At 61.6% G+C, this 13,501-nt stretch carries 11 protein-coding genes and 1 pseudogene; 5 read left to right on the top strand and 7 right to left on the bottom strand.

From position 1 onward, the window contains the following. Positions 1-71: 71 nt before the first annotated feature. The 3 genes and pseudogenes from ACSSNI_RS08400 to ACSSNI_RS08410 form a co-directional block, all read left to right on the top strand. The gene (locus ACSSNI_RS08400) at positions 72-1,178 is read left to right on the top strand and encodes a catalase family protein (protein WP_200636582.1); all 1,107 of its coding nucleotides are present in this window, start codon (positions 72-74) and stop codon (positions 1,176-1,178) included. 229 nt (positions 1,179-1,407) lie between these two features. Then, positions 1,408-2,238 carry an NYN domain-containing protein gene (locus ACSSNI_RS08405; RefSeq protein WP_200636585.1) on the top strand — a complete coding sequence of 277 codons (831 nt, stop codon included), beginning with the start codon at positions 1,408-1,410 and terminating at the stop codon, positions 2,236-2,238. 103 nt (positions 2,239-2,341) lie between these two features. Continuing rightward, positions 2,342-2,710: pseudogene (locus ACSSNI_RS08410) on the top strand (hypothetical protein); the annotation flags it as partial. A gap of 257 nt (positions 2,711-2,967) precedes the next feature. Here the strand turns inward: ACSSNI_RS08410 and ACSSNI_RS08415 are convergent. Genes ACSSNI_RS08415 through ACSSNI_RS08440 form a run of 6 tightly spaced genes read right to left on the bottom strand, consistent with a single transcriptional unit; the run spans position 2,968 to position 9,119 of the window. Continuing rightward, positions 2,968-3,894, bottom strand: coding sequence for an ABC transporter permease (locus ACSSNI_RS08415; protein WP_200636588.1), 927 nt, complete (start codon positions 3,892-3,894; stop codon positions 2,968-2,970). Then, positions 3,894-5,030 (bottom strand): ABC transporter permease, encoded by a 1,137-nt coding sequence (locus ACSSNI_RS08420; protein ID WP_200636589.1) that lies wholly within the window; start codon positions 5,028-5,030, stop codon positions 3,894-3,896. Before ACSSNI_RS08420 ends, ACSSNI_RS08415 begins: the two co-directional genes overlap by 1 nt. Beyond that, positions 5,023-6,600, bottom strand: a complete 1,578-nt coding sequence (locus ACSSNI_RS08425; protein WP_200636590.1) for an ABC transporter ATP-binding protein — start codon at positions 6,598-6,600, stop codon at positions 5,023-5,025. Before ACSSNI_RS08425 ends, ACSSNI_RS08420 begins: the two co-directional genes overlap by 8 nt. Then, complete coding sequence (locus tag ACSSNI_RS08430) at positions 6,597-7,700, bottom strand: BMP family ABC transporter substrate-binding protein (protein ID WP_200636591.1); 1,104 nt, start codon at positions 7,698-7,700, stop codon at positions 6,597-6,599. Before ACSSNI_RS08430 ends, ACSSNI_RS08425 begins: the two co-directional genes overlap by 4 nt. A 25-nt stretch (positions 7,701-7,725) precedes the next feature. Further along, complete coding sequence (locus tag ACSSNI_RS08435; RefSeq protein WP_200636592.1) at positions 7,726-8,112, bottom strand: VOC family protein; 387 nt, start codon at positions 8,110-8,112, stop codon at positions 7,726-7,728. Further along, positions 8,109-9,119, bottom strand: a complete 1,011-nt coding sequence (locus ACSSNI_RS08440; RefSeq protein WP_200636593.1) for an isopenicillin N synthase family dioxygenase — start codon at positions 9,117-9,119, stop codon at positions 8,109-8,111. The genes ACSSNI_RS08435 and ACSSNI_RS08440 overlap by 4 nt, the downstream gene beginning before the upstream one ends. 375 nt (positions 9,120-9,494) lie before the next feature. Here ACSSNI_RS08440 and ACSSNI_RS08445 point away from each other — a divergent pair, with 375 nt between their 5' ends. Further along, positions 9,495-11,633 carry a TonB-dependent siderophore receptor gene (locus ACSSNI_RS08445; protein ID WP_200636594.1) on the top strand — a complete coding sequence of 713 codons (2,139 nt, stop codon included), beginning with the start codon at positions 9,495-9,497 and terminating at the stop codon, positions 11,631-11,633. A 178-nt stretch (positions 11,634-11,811) separates the two neighbouring features. Here the strand turns inward: ACSSNI_RS08445 and ACSSNI_RS08450 are convergent, their stop codons facing one another. Next, positions 11,812-12,777, bottom strand: a complete 966-nt coding sequence (locus tag ACSSNI_RS08450) for an integron integrase (RefSeq protein WP_200636596.1) — start codon at positions 12,775-12,777, stop codon at positions 11,812-11,814. Between the two features lie 142 nt (positions 12,778-12,919). Here ACSSNI_RS08450 and ACSSNI_RS08455 point away from each other — a divergent pair, with 142 nt between their 5' ends. Further along, on the top strand, positions 12,920-13,363 hold the full coding sequence (locus ACSSNI_RS08455; RefSeq protein ID WP_200636598.1) for a hypothetical protein: 444 nt from the start codon (positions 12,920-12,922) through the stop codon (positions 13,361-13,363). The last annotated feature ends 138 nt before the right edge of the window (positions 13,364-13,501 follow it).

Consider the following 13,501-nt stretch of genomic DNA (forward strand, 5'->3'; position numbering starts at 1 on the left):
GACATCGACTGTCGACTCAAGACCGCGGCGCAGCAGTTCATAAGCCCGCATCACCCGACGGAGCCGAGCCGATGACCGAACGCCTGAGCATAACGCCCCTCCCTTTCAATCCCGATTTCGAGCAGGTGCCGGACGATGAGTCCGAGACCATTTCTGGTCTGATCCAGGCGATGCGCGAGATCGCCGAGACCACCTTTGCTGACGGTGGCCATGCCATTCGCAGCGTGCATGCCAAGAGCCACGGTCTGTTGCAGGGCGAAATCGAGGTGCTGCCCGACCTGCCGCCGGAACTGGCCCAGGGTGCTTTCGCCAAACCAGGAAAGATGCCGGTGGTGATGCGCTACTCGACCAACCCAGGCGACATTCTTGATGACAAGGTTTCGACCCCACGCGGGCTGGCGATCAAGCTCATCGGCGTCGAGGGCGAACGCCTGCCCAACAGCGACGCCGAGGTCACCCAGGATTTCGTCATGGTCAACGCGCCGGCCTTCATGGTGCCGACGCCCAAGGACTTCCTGAAGTCGGTGAAGCTGATCGCCAAGACCACCGACCGCGCGCCCCGCGCCAAGCAAGCGCTGTCTGCTGCCCTGCGCGGTGCCGAGAGCCTGGTGGAAAAAGCCGGCGGGGAAAGCGCAACGCTCAAAGGCATGGGCGGTCATCCCACCACCAACCTGCTCGGGGAGACGTACTACAGCGTGGTCCCGGTGCTCTATGGTCGCTATTTCGCCAAGCTTTCGCTGGTCCCGGTGTCCCCGGAACTGAAGGCCTTGACCGACCAGAACGTCGACCTGAAGGACAAGCCGAACGGCTTGCGCGAGGCGATCAACGACCATTTCGCGAAACACGGTGGCACCTGGGAGCTGCGCGTTCAGCTGGCGACCGACGTTGAGAAGATGCCTATCGAGGATGCCAGCGTGGTCTGGCCAGAAGATCTCAGCCCGTATGTCACCGTCGCGCGGATCGAGGTGCAGCCCCAGTCCGCCTGGAGCGATGCCCGCGCGGCCGTGGTGGATGATCAGATGTCTTTCAGCCCTTGGCACGGCCTCGCGGCACATCGCCCACTCGGCGGCATCATGCGTTCGCGCAAGCCAGCCTACGAGATGTCATCGGAGTTTCGCGCACGTCACAACGGCTGCCCGATGCAGGAGCCCAAATCACTGGATCAGCTGCCGAGCTGATTGTCCCAGCGCTGAAACGACCACGCCCCGCCAGCGTTGCCGGGGCGTATTCACATCAGGGCCAAAGTTTCTGGCGTTCGCCTGAGTGCTGAATCTTCGCTGCCGTGAACCTGGCCGCTCAACCGCGAGGTAGCGCCGGCCTACTGCCACCGACTCGCCAGTCAACCCTGCCCTGGCTCCCGGCTGCATCTGGCGCTATGGTCGGCACACCTCCATCCAGGGACGAATCATGGCCGCCAAACCCAGCAATACCCGTCAGCAGATTCATCTTGCCGTACTCATCGACGCCGACAATGCCCCAGCCGCCATCGTCGAGGGGTTGTTCGAGGAGATTGCGAAATATGGCGTCGCCAGCGTCAAGCGCATCTATGGCGACTGGACCAAGCCCAACCTGGGAAGCTGGAAAAAGGTACTGCTCGACTATTCGATCCAACCGATTCAGCAATTCGCCTACACCTCCGGCAAGAACGCCACCGACAGCTCGTTGATCATCGACGCGATGGACCTGCTCTACACGCGCCGCTTCGACGGATTCTGCCTGGTGTCCAGCGACAGCGATTTCACCCGCCTGGCCGCTCGCCTGCGCGAGGAAGGGCTGACGGTGTATGGCTTTGGCGAACAGAAGACGCCATCGCCCTTCGTTTCCGCCTGCGACAAGTTCGTCTACACCGAAATCCTTCGCGCCGACGCGCCCAAGTCCTCCCAGGAGCCGCCGGGCAACGGCGAAAAGACGCCTGCTCCGGTGTCTGCAGAGAAGAGCGACGACGACGCCAAGAGCAGCGAAAAGAGCAGCCAGGTCAAAGCGCAGAAGGCTCCGGTGGAGTTCATCGCCAAGGTGCTGAGCGACATTGCCGATGATGAAGATGACTGGGTGCAGCTCGGCGAACTCGGTTCCAACATCAGCAAGCTCCGCCCCGCCTTCGACCCACGCCTGTACGGCTTCAAGAAACTCAGTGACCTGATCAAATCGCATCCCAAGCGCTTCGAACTGGAAGCAAGAGGCACCACCTCGACCGGCGGCAAGGCGCTGTATGCCCGAAATATCAAGTCGAACAGGTAGCCCGACTGAGAGAGGCTGGCATCGCGCAACCAAATCGGCGTGCAGCACCGAACCCTCACCCATCGAACCCTTCTAAGCAGACATCGACTTCAAGGAGGTTTCCATGACCAAGGCTCTGCTCACTACCCTAGGTTTAGCCCTTTGCGCCCCTGTTGCGTTTGCCCAGACACCCAAGCCCGAGGTGATCACTCACCTCAACGGGATGGATATCGAGGTCAGCGCCATGGGCGTGCCGACCTCGACCACCGAGGCGGGCGGTGAGCTGGTGGGGATTCGGGCGGTGAAGGTGATGAACAACACGGGCGACACCGTGACCTGCGAATTTCATGTGCCGGACGATGCGCGGGCGGACACCTCCGCCCCGCCCGTTTTCACCGTGAGCCCCAACTCCCAGCGCGTTGAGCGGGTGCCGGGCGAGTACTCGCCCGACCAGCCCTTTGCCGAACTGACCTGCCGCGGCGCCGCGCAAAGCATCGGCACGCCAACGGTCGAACAGACCAGCGAGCCGGAAGCCCAGCCCGCTGCCGTCACCCAACCTGAGACCGAAACCTCACCAACGCCCGCCAGCGGAACGCCAGCCGACTCGACGCGGTCTCGCGAAGGCGCGAGCCGCGATCGTTGATCCGGATAGGTCGGATGATGCGCCCGAAAACTTCGGGCGCATCGGCTGCCGCACAGTGCCCGTGAGTCTCGGTTTCAGGCGGACGGCAACCAGAGACTACGGCGTTGCTAGCGCCGCTCTTCGCGGATAAAGGGAATGCCCAGCGCGCCCGGCTGATTGCCGCTGACCTGCTTGCCGCTGGCCACCCAGATCATCACCGCCAGGGTTACGGCGTAGGGCGTCATCAACACGAAGTACTGCGGCAGGCGCACGCCGGCGGCAGCCAGCTGCGGGATCAGCGCCTCGATGCAGCCGAACAGCAGCGCACCGGCCAGCGCCTTCCACGGAGACCAGCGCGCGAAGATCACCAGCGCCACGGCGATCCAGCCACGGCCACCGGTCATGTCGGCAATCCACAGTTTGGTACTGAGCACCGAGATATAGCCCCCCGCGAGGCCGATCAGCGCGGAGCCGGCGAGAATCGCCGCCAGCCGGTAGCCCATTACGGAAATACCCGCCGCATCCGCCGCCTGTGGGTTCTCTCCGACCGCGCGCATCCGCAGCCCTGTCGTGCTGCGTGTGAGAAAGGCGACCACCGCGAGCACGATCAAGGGCGTCATGAACACCAGCGGGTTCTGCACGAAGACTTTGCCCAGGAGCGGCAACTCCGACAGCGGCCACAGCTCGACCGCGCCCAACCCCTTCACCGGCTTGTTGGTCCAGTCCAGCAGCGTGCCGAGCAGCCCGGTCAGCCCCTGGCAGAAGAACACCAGCGCCAATCCGGCGATCACCTGGTTGATCCGCAGCACCAGTACCATCAGCGCGAACAGCAACGACACCACCGCTGCTGCAACCATGGCCAGGAACAGGGAGATGCCCGGCGTGCCGTAAGCCAGCTGCGCGCCGATACCGGCCAACGCGCCGACCAGCATCAGCCCTTCGGCCCCCAGCGACAGCACCCCGGCACGCTCGGTGAGAATCAGCCCCAGCGCCGCGAGGGCGAAAGGTACGGCGAAGTCCGGTGTGTTCCCAAGCCAGTTGGCGATCATGTCCATCAGCTTTCGCCTCCCTGAACGCGGCGGATACGGTGGCGGATAAAGAAATCCGAGGAGGCGACGCAGATCACCAGGATTGCCTGGATCAGCTGCACCATGGAAAAGGGGATCTGGTAGAACACCTGCAAGCTGCGCCCAGCGACGAAGAGCATCGCCATCAGCAAAGCCACCACCAGCGCAGCCAGCGGATTGTTGCGCGCGAGAAAAGCGATCAGGATGCCGGAGAAGCCGTAGCCCTGATAGAACGACTGGGTCAGCCGTCCCTCCTGCCCCGCCGTGACCAGAAACCCGGCGATACCCGCCATGGCGCCAGAGATCAGCACCGTGCCGATGATCATCTTCTGCACCGGCACCCCGACGGCGCCCGCCACACGCGGATTGGCATCGACGAAGCGCAGGTACAACCCCGCGCGGGAAATGCCGAGAAACCACAGCGCCAGCAACGCGACGACCACCGCCAGCGGCACCGCGGCACTGATGCCCTCGAACAGTTCGGGCAAGCGCTCGAACGGCTGAAACTGCGGCGAATAGGGAAACGAACTCTTCGGGTCCTTCCAGCTGCCGTAGAGCAGGTGCAGCAGGAAGTTGATCGCCAGGTAATTGAGCATCAGCGTCGAGATGATCTCGTTGACCTTCAGCCGCAGCTTGAGCAGCACCGGCGCCAGCGCCCAGAGCAGGCCACAGAAAATGGCCGCGGCCAGCATCAGCGGCAAGCGCAACATGGGCGGGCCGACCTCGAACAGCGAAATCGCGGTGGCACCGATGGCGCCCCAGATCATCTGGCCTTCCAGCCCCAGGTTCCAGAATTTGGCGCGAAACGCCATGCACCCGGCCAGGCCGACGAGAATCATAGGCGAGGCCTGGAACAACACGGCCTTCAGGCTCTGCGCGTCGAACACCGTGAGGATGACGAATTCGTTGAGCAGTTCGCCGGCCGGCACCCCGGCGGCGACCAGAATCGCGGCGGAAATGCCCAAGCCGAGCAATAGCGCGAGACCGATGATCAGCGCCTGCCAATGCCAGGCCAGCTGCTGACGGATCTCCAAGGCGTAGCGACGCGACAGCAACGGCTGTTTTGCACGCTTCGCCTCTGACGTGGCCTGCTCCAGCATCATCGGGCGTACCTGTTCATTCATGGTTTGCCCCTTCAGTTGTTAATGCTGCTTGGCCCTGTTCGTCGTGACTCACCATGGCCCGGCCGATTGCCTGCCGGTCAGCCGGGCGGTCGAATTCGGCCACCATGCGCCCGCCACTCATCACGCCGATGCGGTCGGCCAGGGCCAGCACTTCGTCGAGGTCTTCACTGATCACCAGCACGGCCGCGCCGGCGTCGCGAGCGGCACGCAGCCGGCCGTGAACCGCAGCGGTGGCGCGCACGTCCAATCCGCGGCTGGGGCTGTGCACCAGCACCAGTTGCGGGTCGCGGGAAAATTCGCGGGCAATCACCAGCTTCTGCGCGTTGCCCCCGGAGAGCAGCGCAGCTTTCTGTTTCAGCGAACGCACGCCCTGCACATCGAACCCGGCCACCGCCTCGGCGGCCTCTGCTTCCAGGCGCTTGCGCCGCAGATTGAAGAAAGAACCGTAGCGCCCGCTGTGAACCTGCCCGACGCCGAAGTTCTCGGCCACCGACAGCTCGCCGGCCAGCGCCGTGCCGTAGCGGTCAGCGGGGATCGCAGCAATGCGCAGCTGGCGCCGCTGTTCCGGGCTAGCCCGGCGCAAGTCGCCGAAGCCCGCCAAGTCCAGCGTGCCCTGGCAGGGCTCCGGCAACCCCATCAGCACGTTGGCCAGTTCGCTCTGGCCGTTGCCTCCGACTCCAGCGACACCATAGATCTCGCCGGCACGTAGGCTCAGCGTCACGCCATTTAGCGCGCCGTGTCCGCCTACCCCGGTCGAACGCAAATCGCGCACCTGCAGCCGCACCTCACCCGGTGTCGCCGGCTGATACTCGCTGGCCGGCGCGGAATCACCCACGGTCAGGCGCACCAGTTCGGGCACCGAGACCGTCTGCGGATCAAGGGTTTGAATCGTCCGTCCGCCGCGCATCACGGTGACGCGGTCGGCAAAGCGTTTCACATCGCTCATCTTGTGGGTGACCAGGATCACCGCCGCGCCCTGGCGGGCAAAGGCCCGCACCGTTTCCAGCAGGCGCTCGGCTTCTCCATCGGTCAGCACCGCTGTCGGCTCGTCGAGAATCAATATCCGCGCCCCCGCCAGCAGCACCTTGAGAATTTCCACCCGCTGTTGCTCGGCCACGGACAGTGACTCGGTGACCTGCTGCGGGTCGATGGTGAAACCCAGCTCTGCTGCCTTGTCGCTGATCCGCTGCTCCAATGCAGCCAAGCGCTGCCGATGGCTGCCCGCGAAAGCGTGGTTGCCCGGCCCCTCGGGCAGGGCCAGCTGAATGTTCTCGGCCACGGTAAAAGGCTTCACCAGCTTGAAATGCTGATGAACCATGCCGATGTGGTAGCGGCTCGCATCGCGCGGGCCGCTGAGCCGCACCGCGTTGTCATTGATCAACAGCGATCCGCTTTCCGGTGCGTACAAGCCAGCGGCGATGTTCATCAGCGAGGATTTGCCTGCGCCGTTCTCGCCAAGCAGCGCGTGCACTTCGCCCCACTTGGCGGTGAAGTCCGCCTGGGTCAGGGCCATGAAGCCGTCGAACGACTTGCTCACCCCGGTCAGCTGGATCGCGTTGAGGTTGCTCATTGCTGGGTGATCACTCCCTTGACGAACCAGTCCATCTGCCACAGCGCAGGGTCGGCCATGACCTCGCCGGCGGCGATGCGCTCGGTGCCGTCACGGTCGACCATGGGCCCGGCATAGATCTTCTTCTCGCCTTTGAGCAGCTCTTCGCGGGCGGCCATGATCTTCGCCTTGTCTGCTTCGGAAACCGCCGGGCCGCAGCAGGCCGCGTCGGTGCCGCCTTCGGCCATGGACAGCAGCGCGCCGTTTTCCGGTGGCGTCCAGTTACCGGCGCTGATCTTTTTCAGCTCCGGTGCAAGGAACTTGTCCCACACCCAGACCGAGGAGCAGACGGTGGCGTCCGGGGCGAACTCGCGCATGTCTCTGTGGTGGCCGGTGCCGTGCACGCCGCGCTCCTGGGCGACGATCTGCGGTGTCGGGCTATCGACGTGTTGGCCGAGCACATCAGCGCCGGCGTCGATCAACGCCATGGCGGCGGCGCGTTCCTTGACCGGATCGTTCCACGCGCCGGTATAGACCACGGTGACAGTGGCGTCCGGGTTGATCTGCTGCGCGCCGAGGGCAAACGCATTGACCGTCCAGTTCACCTGACCGAAGGGGTTGGCCGCAACAAAGCCGAGCTTGCCGGTCTTCGACGCCGCGCCCGCGGCCATGCCGCAGAGGTACTGGCTTTCGTAGGTACGGCCGTAGAAGGATTCGAGATTGCCGCTGTTGGTGGTGCCCGAGCCGTTGAGGAACGCCACGTCAGGGTATTTTTCGGCCAGTTCTTTGAAGGTGTCCGAGTAGCCGAAGGCGGTGCCGATGATGACGTTGGCGCCGCGCTGGATGAGGCGGTCCACGGCCGGGCGGATCGAAGAGGCGTTCTCCGGCACGCTCTCGACGTACTGGATCTTGGTATCCAGCTCGGTTTCGAGCTTCTGCCGCGCCTCATCAAAGGCCTGGGTCCAGCCGCCGTCGTTGCGCGGGCTGATGTAGAGCATGGCGATCTTCGCCGGTTTATCGAGGGTCAGCCCCTCACTTTCCTGCGCCGAGGCGACGCCAACAGTCGTCGCCAGCCCGAGAGCCACCGCCGCACACAAGGTCCGTTTCATCTGATTGAGCATTTTTGGTCTTCCTGAGGTTGGCACGTCAAAGCATGTGGTTGATGCGAAACACGTTGTTTTCCGGGTCCAGCAGCACCGCCTGATACCAGTGGTAATAGGTCTCGTAGGGTGCCTTGATCAGCGTCGCGCCCATGGCGACGGCAACGGGCACCAGGCGATCGACCTCGTCTTTCGAGTCGACGTCGATGTTCAGCAGGAACTTGCAGCCGCGCGTGTCGGCGTACTCATCCAGATGCAGCAGTTCGTAAGCGTCCGGCGCGTTGAAGCCGATGCAGCTCTTGCCGGTATCCAGCCCGCGAAAGATCGGTGAGGCGATCTCGGGAATGTTCCGGAAGCCGAACAGCTCGCGGTAGAAGCCACTCAGGGCTTCGATGTCGCGGGCAAAGACGTTGACGTAGGACAGCGTGCTCATGCGACCTCCAGGCCTTTGCCGAAGGTGGTCTGCTTGACGAACTTGGAGAGCAGGTTGTCGCCGGAGGTGACCGGCGCATGGCGCGGCGGATTGGCGGCGCTGCAGCAACCCGGCAGGCACTCGATCAGCGCGTCGTAGTTGGGCTGATGGAAAAACACCAGCGACTGGCGACCGTTGTCGGCGGCGCTGTCGGCCGGCGGGTTGACCACCCTATGCAGCGTGGAAATCCACTGGTCGTTGGTCCACTGCATCATCAGGTCGCCGATGTTCACCGCGAATCCGTTCTCAACATAAGGCACGTCCACCCAGTCGCCCTGGCGGTTACGCGCCTGCAGACCGCCCAACGCGTTGTCCGGCTTGACGATGGTCAGGCTGCCGTAATCGGTATGGGCACCGGCGCGTAGCTGACCTGGCTCGACTTCACCCTTTAGGTCCGGATAGCTCAGGCTGCGGAACATGCTGATGTGCTTGTCGATCTTATCGTCGAAGAAGGTTTCCGGCAGTTCCAGCGCCAAGGCGAAAATGCGCATCAGCGACTGCGCCAATTCGCTCATCGCGGCGAAATAGTCGCGATAGGCCCGCTCGAAGCCTTCAATGTCGGCCGGCCAGACATTCGGCGCGAAATGCGGGCCGGCAGCGGCGCAGCGGTAGTAGTCCTTCGCCGGCACATCGCTGGGGCCGATGGAAAAGGATTCCTTGAGATCGCCCGGTGCCGCCTCTTCCAGTGAGTACGACAGGCTCTCCTCCGCCACTGCACTGTAGCCACGCACCATGTCGGGGCTGGGCCGGTCGACCTTGCGCTTTTCCGGGAGTGACAAAGCGAAGAATTGCCGCGTCAGCCGCGTCACGCGCTCAATCAGTTCTGTGGGGATCTGATGGTTGGTGATGACCAGAAATCCAATGTCACGACAGGCCTGGTCGACGGCCTTGGCTACCTGGGCCTTGCCCTCCGGTGTGCCGGAAAAGTACGGCGCCAGGTCGATGATGGGAACGTATTGCAGAGTCATGGATGACGCACTCCTCTGTCGCAAGGCTGAACCTGAGCGCGTCGCCAGTGGCGCAGGCGCTTCTCTGTTTGCACGCCGCCTCCCGCTTGCACGCTAGGACGACAGGAGAGGACAGAGCAGAAAGCGTGCCACCGATTCAATTGGATGAAAGATCAATAACTTAACTGCCCAGCGATGCAAAAGCGGATCAAATGGTCCGCTTCGGAGCACTTGGTTTGTGCGTCAAGCACGAAAAGCGGGCGCTCACGACAAGCAGGTTGCGGCTGTCACGACGCATCCGGCTGTCGACCTAGCAGTCACAGCTTATTGATAATAGTTATCAATAGCTATAGCATCTGCACCCCTCCGCTCGAAGCCCCCAAAGGAAATGCCTCAATGCGTCGACTTCTCGTGCCTGTACTGTCGCTACAGGCGCTCGCCGCCACCGCTTACGCTGCCGAAAAACCGGAATCAAACAACGAGCCCATCGCGCTTGAGCAGATGGAAGTCACCGCCACTGGGGCCGAGCGCGGCGACGGACCGGTAGACGGTTATCGAGCAACCCGCTCGGTCAGCGCGACGCGCACCGACACGCCGATACACGAAATCCCACAGTCGATCAGCGTGGTCCCGGGACAGGTCGTGGAAGACATTGCCGCAACGCGCCTGGAAGATGCACTGGACTATGCCGGTGGCGTCGAGCGCGGCAACAACTTCGGCGGCCAGGGCCTGACTGAGTTCCTGGTGCGCGGCTTCAGCTCCCAGGAGTTTTACCGCAATGGCTTCGCCATCAACCGCGGCTACCCCAACATGCCGGACGCCGCCACGATCGAACGCATCGAAGTGCTGCGCGGCCCGGCCTCCATGCTGTATGGCCGTGGCGACCCGGGCGGCACCTTCAACATCGTCAGCAAGCAACCACAGGTTGAACAACGCACCGTACTAGGTACCCAGTTCAACACCGAAGGGCTGCGTCGCGGCACGCTAGACACCACCGGCGCGCTGGACGAGCAGGCCGAGTTCACCTATCGCCTGAATCTTGTGGCCGAAGGCGCTGACAGCTTCCGCGATCACGTCGAAAGCGAACGCTACAACATCGCGCCGGTGCTTCGCTGGGACCTCAGCGACGCCACCGCAATCATCTTCGAAGGCGATTACCTCCATAACCGCCACCCGCTCGATCGCGGCCTCCCGCGCTACGCCAACCAGCAAGGCGAACTGCCGCGCGATCGTTTCCTCGGTGAGGAAAGCGCTGGCAAGTTCAGCAACGAAAACGCCACGACCCAGTTGCGCATCGAGCACCTGCTGGATGATCAATGGACCCTGCGCGGTGGTGTGCAATACCTGGACGGCAGCCTCGAAGGCGGCGCGGTCGAAAACAACGGCTTGGCCGCTGATGGCCGCACCGTGGGCCGCAACTACAGCGAGCGCTGGCTGGAGTGGAACGACTTCGCCGTTCAGGCCAACCTCGAAGGCCGCTTCAGCGCTCTTGGCTTCATGCATACGCTGCTGACCGGTATCGAGTATGACGACTTTAACTACAGCTCACGGATCGACCGTTCCGCGGGTGGCGTAAGCGCCTTCCCCATCGACATGTACGATCCGGTCTATGGCCAGCCACTTCCAGCGATTGAAGGCCCAAAATATTGGGACGACGAAGACCTGAAGTCCTATGCCTTCTATATGCAGGACCAAGTCGAAGTGACCGACCGCTTCACCCTGCAACTGGGTGCGCGCCTGGAGCGCTTCGAGCAGAACTACGTCAACAAGCTGTCGGCCGCTGGCAGCTGGGACCAGTCGCATAACGCTGTGTCGCCGCGCATTGGCGCAATCTACGACCTGACCGAAGCCCTGGCCGTTTACGCCAACGCCTCTCGCTCGTTCAAGCCCAACCGCGGCGCCGACCGCAGCAGCCAGGCATTCGACCCGGAAGAAGGCATCGCCTACGAAACCGGCGTGAAGTACGACCTGCCGGAACACAACCTGAGCGTGACCGCCGCACTCTTCCACATCACCAAGGAAAACGTGCTGACGGCTGACCCGGCAAACGTTGGCTCCCAATCCTTCCAAGTTGCAGCCGGTGAGGTCCGCAGCCGCGGTTTCGACCTCAGTGTCGCGGGTAACATCACCCCGCAATGGCGCGTCATCGGTGGTTATGCCTACGTTGATGCTGAAATCACTGAAAGCAACAGTGCCGCCGTACCGGTGGGAACCCGCCTCGCCAACGTACCGGAGCACAGCTTCAACCTGCTCGACACCTACGAGTTCGACGATGGCGCCCTAAATGGGCTGGGCCTCGGCGTTGGCGTGAAGTACGTCGGCTCGCGCAAGGGCACCACAACCAGCACGGCCTACGACCTGGACGCCTACACCGTGGTCGACCTGCTGGCCTACTACCCGCTAACCGACCGCGTTCGCCTCAATCTCAACCTCGATAACGTATTCGACGAAGAGTATTACGAGCGTGCTTGGAACGTCTGGGCCTATCCAGGCGCCCCGCGTACGTTGCAGGCTGGCATTTCCATCGAACTGTAACCGCCCGCCGTTTCTCGGAAAGCGGACTGTCGCTTTCCGAGACGGCGTTGTTAGCTACGTTCTCTCCCCAGCATGAAGCGCCCAGTTTCACAGCGTGAGGTTAACGACGCGCTATATCGGTTCTCTGCGGCGACCATGGAGCCCTCGCCGAAAACGCCAGCACCGCATCCAGCCTTTTCTATAGTCGATCCAGCGGGCTCAACACAGCTAGACCACCTCGATTTAGCACGTGTGTATAGATCATGGTTGTCTTGACGTCAGCGTGACCGAGCAGCTCTTGTACGGTGCGTATGTCCTGGCCGCTTTCCAATAGATGCGTCGCGAAGCTGTGGCGGAGCGTATGCGGCGTTGCCAACTTCGCAATCCCCGATGCCGTTACCGCACGCTTGAAGGCGCGCTGCACCCGCTTCTCATCCATATGGTGACGGCGTACGGCCCCGCTGCGCGGGTCCACTGACAGTCCCGTCGCTGGAAATACATACTGCCAAGCCCACTCCCAAGGAGCCTTGGGGTATTTACGAGACAAAGCGTCCGGGAGATAGACATCCCCGTTGCCTTCGGCCAACGCCTGTTGATGCATCACTCGCACCGTCGCGAGGTGGAGTCTAAGAGGCTCGATCACACTGACAGGGAGCACCGTGACGCGATCTTTTTGCCCCTTACCGTCACGGATGATGAGTTCGTTGCGTGCAAAGTCCACGTCCTTCACCCTCAGCCGCAAGGCCTCCATCAAGCGAAGACCGGCCCCATATAAAAGTCGCGCGACAAGGCCGACCTCCCCTTCGAGCCGGCTGAGTATCTGCTGCACTTCTTGAATAGACAGTACAACAGGCAGTCGGGCGGGTTTTTTGGCGCGCACTACTTCGCCTAGCCAGGGTAAATCCTGCTTGAGCACCTGCTTATAAAGAAACAACAGCGCGGCAAGCGCTTGGTTCTGCGTAGAAGCAGAAACGTCTCGCCGAACCGCGAGGTCAGAAAGAAAGACTTCTACTTCCGCAGCCCCCATCTCAATAGGGTGCCGATAATTGTGAAACCGTACGTAGCGCTTGACCCACTCGCAATAGACACGTTCAGTTCTAATCGAGTAGTGTTTCAGCCTGATCTGATCGCGTACCTGATCTAGCAATCTCGGCTTTCCGTCCATGGTGTATAACTCCCTTATACAGTCATCGTCCTTTCGAAACGCAGCCTAGACAAGGAGCGCAGTCATGGCAAGGAATGTTATACACCAGTCCCGTCGGATGTCTTATACACCACTTGGTGTCTAATTATAGCTAGGTAATTGAATGGATATCGAGAAAGCTCTCAGAGATATCTCTTCAGGAGATAATCATCTCGCATGGTCTGCGGGGTGGAGCATAATCAAAGCAAATGTAGCTGAGCTTAGTGAGTTCCCATTAGAATCAATAGCCACCATTCGCGCCGCCGTCGCGAAACTACCAAAACCGGAGCATTTATCAGTCACTGATAGTCGTGAAATACCTAAGCTAGCACTAAAAATATTAGAGTTAAAAGCGTCAAAAACCTGCAGGTGCAATCTTTACAATTCTGCTCAGAGTTTTTTGCCAGAAGAAGAACAGAATCGTGGCTATATACAAATCGAAAAGAAAAATGACATCCCATGGGAGCCTGAGTTTTACTGCAAATGCTTACACTGCGGTAAAAGATACTTCGTTCACGAAAGCCACAGCTATCACTACCCGTGGGCCGAATGGTCTGCAATCACCTAACTAGTGGTTCAAACCGTTCGCTACGCTCACTGGGACGGGCTAAAGCCCGCCCCTTAACCAAACGTTAAGGGGCGCACGAAAATTGTAGTGAATTCCTCTCCGTATTATCGCGGCTGCTGAACCCGATAAAGGAATGAG

Source organism: Stutzerimonas tianxiuensis (genome assembly GCF_053470365.1).

Excerpts from the sequence above, each read along its gene's own strand:
- ACSSNI_RS08400 (WP_200636582.1), top strand. The coding sequence starts at position 72 with ATGACCGAACGCCTGAGCATAACGCCCCTCCCTTTCAATCCCGATTTC.
- ACSSNI_RS08405 (WP_200636585.1), top strand. The coding sequence starts at position 1,408 with ATGGCCGCCAAACCCAGCAATACCCGTCAGCAGATTCATCTTGCCGTA.
- ACSSNI_RS08415 (WP_200636588.1), bottom strand. The coding sequence starts at position 3,894 with ATGGACATGATCGCCAACTGGCTTGGGAACACACCGGACTTCGCCGTA.
- ACSSNI_RS08420 (WP_200636589.1), bottom strand. The coding sequence starts at position 5,030 with ATGAATGAACAGGTACGCCCGATGATGCTGGAGCAGGCCACGTCAGAG.
- ACSSNI_RS08425 (WP_200636590.1), bottom strand. The coding sequence starts at position 6,600 with ATGAGCAACCTCAACGCGATCCAGCTGACCGGGGTGAGCAAGTCGTTC.
- ACSSNI_RS08430 (WP_200636591.1), bottom strand. The coding sequence starts at position 7,700 with ATGCTCAATCAGATGAAACGGACCTTGTGTGCGGCGGTGGCTCTCGGG.
- ACSSNI_RS08435 (WP_200636592.1), bottom strand. The coding sequence starts at position 8,112 with ATGAGCACGCTGTCCTACGTCAACGTCTTTGCCCGCGACATCGAAGCC.
- ACSSNI_RS08440 (WP_200636593.1), bottom strand. The coding sequence starts at position 9,119 with ATGACTCTGCAATACGTTCCCATCATCGACCTGGCGCCGTACTTTTCC.
- ACSSNI_RS08445 (WP_200636594.1), top strand. The coding sequence starts at position 9,495 with ATGCGTCGACTTCTCGTGCCTGTACTGTCGCTACAGGCGCTCGCCGCC.
- ACSSNI_RS08450 (WP_200636596.1), bottom strand. The coding sequence starts at position 12,777 with ATGGACGGAAAGCCGAGATTGCTAGATCAGGTACGCGATCAGATCAGG.
- ACSSNI_RS08455 (WP_200636598.1), top strand. The coding sequence starts at position 12,920 with ATGGATATCGAGAAAGCTCTCAGAGATATCTCTTCAGGAGATAATCAT.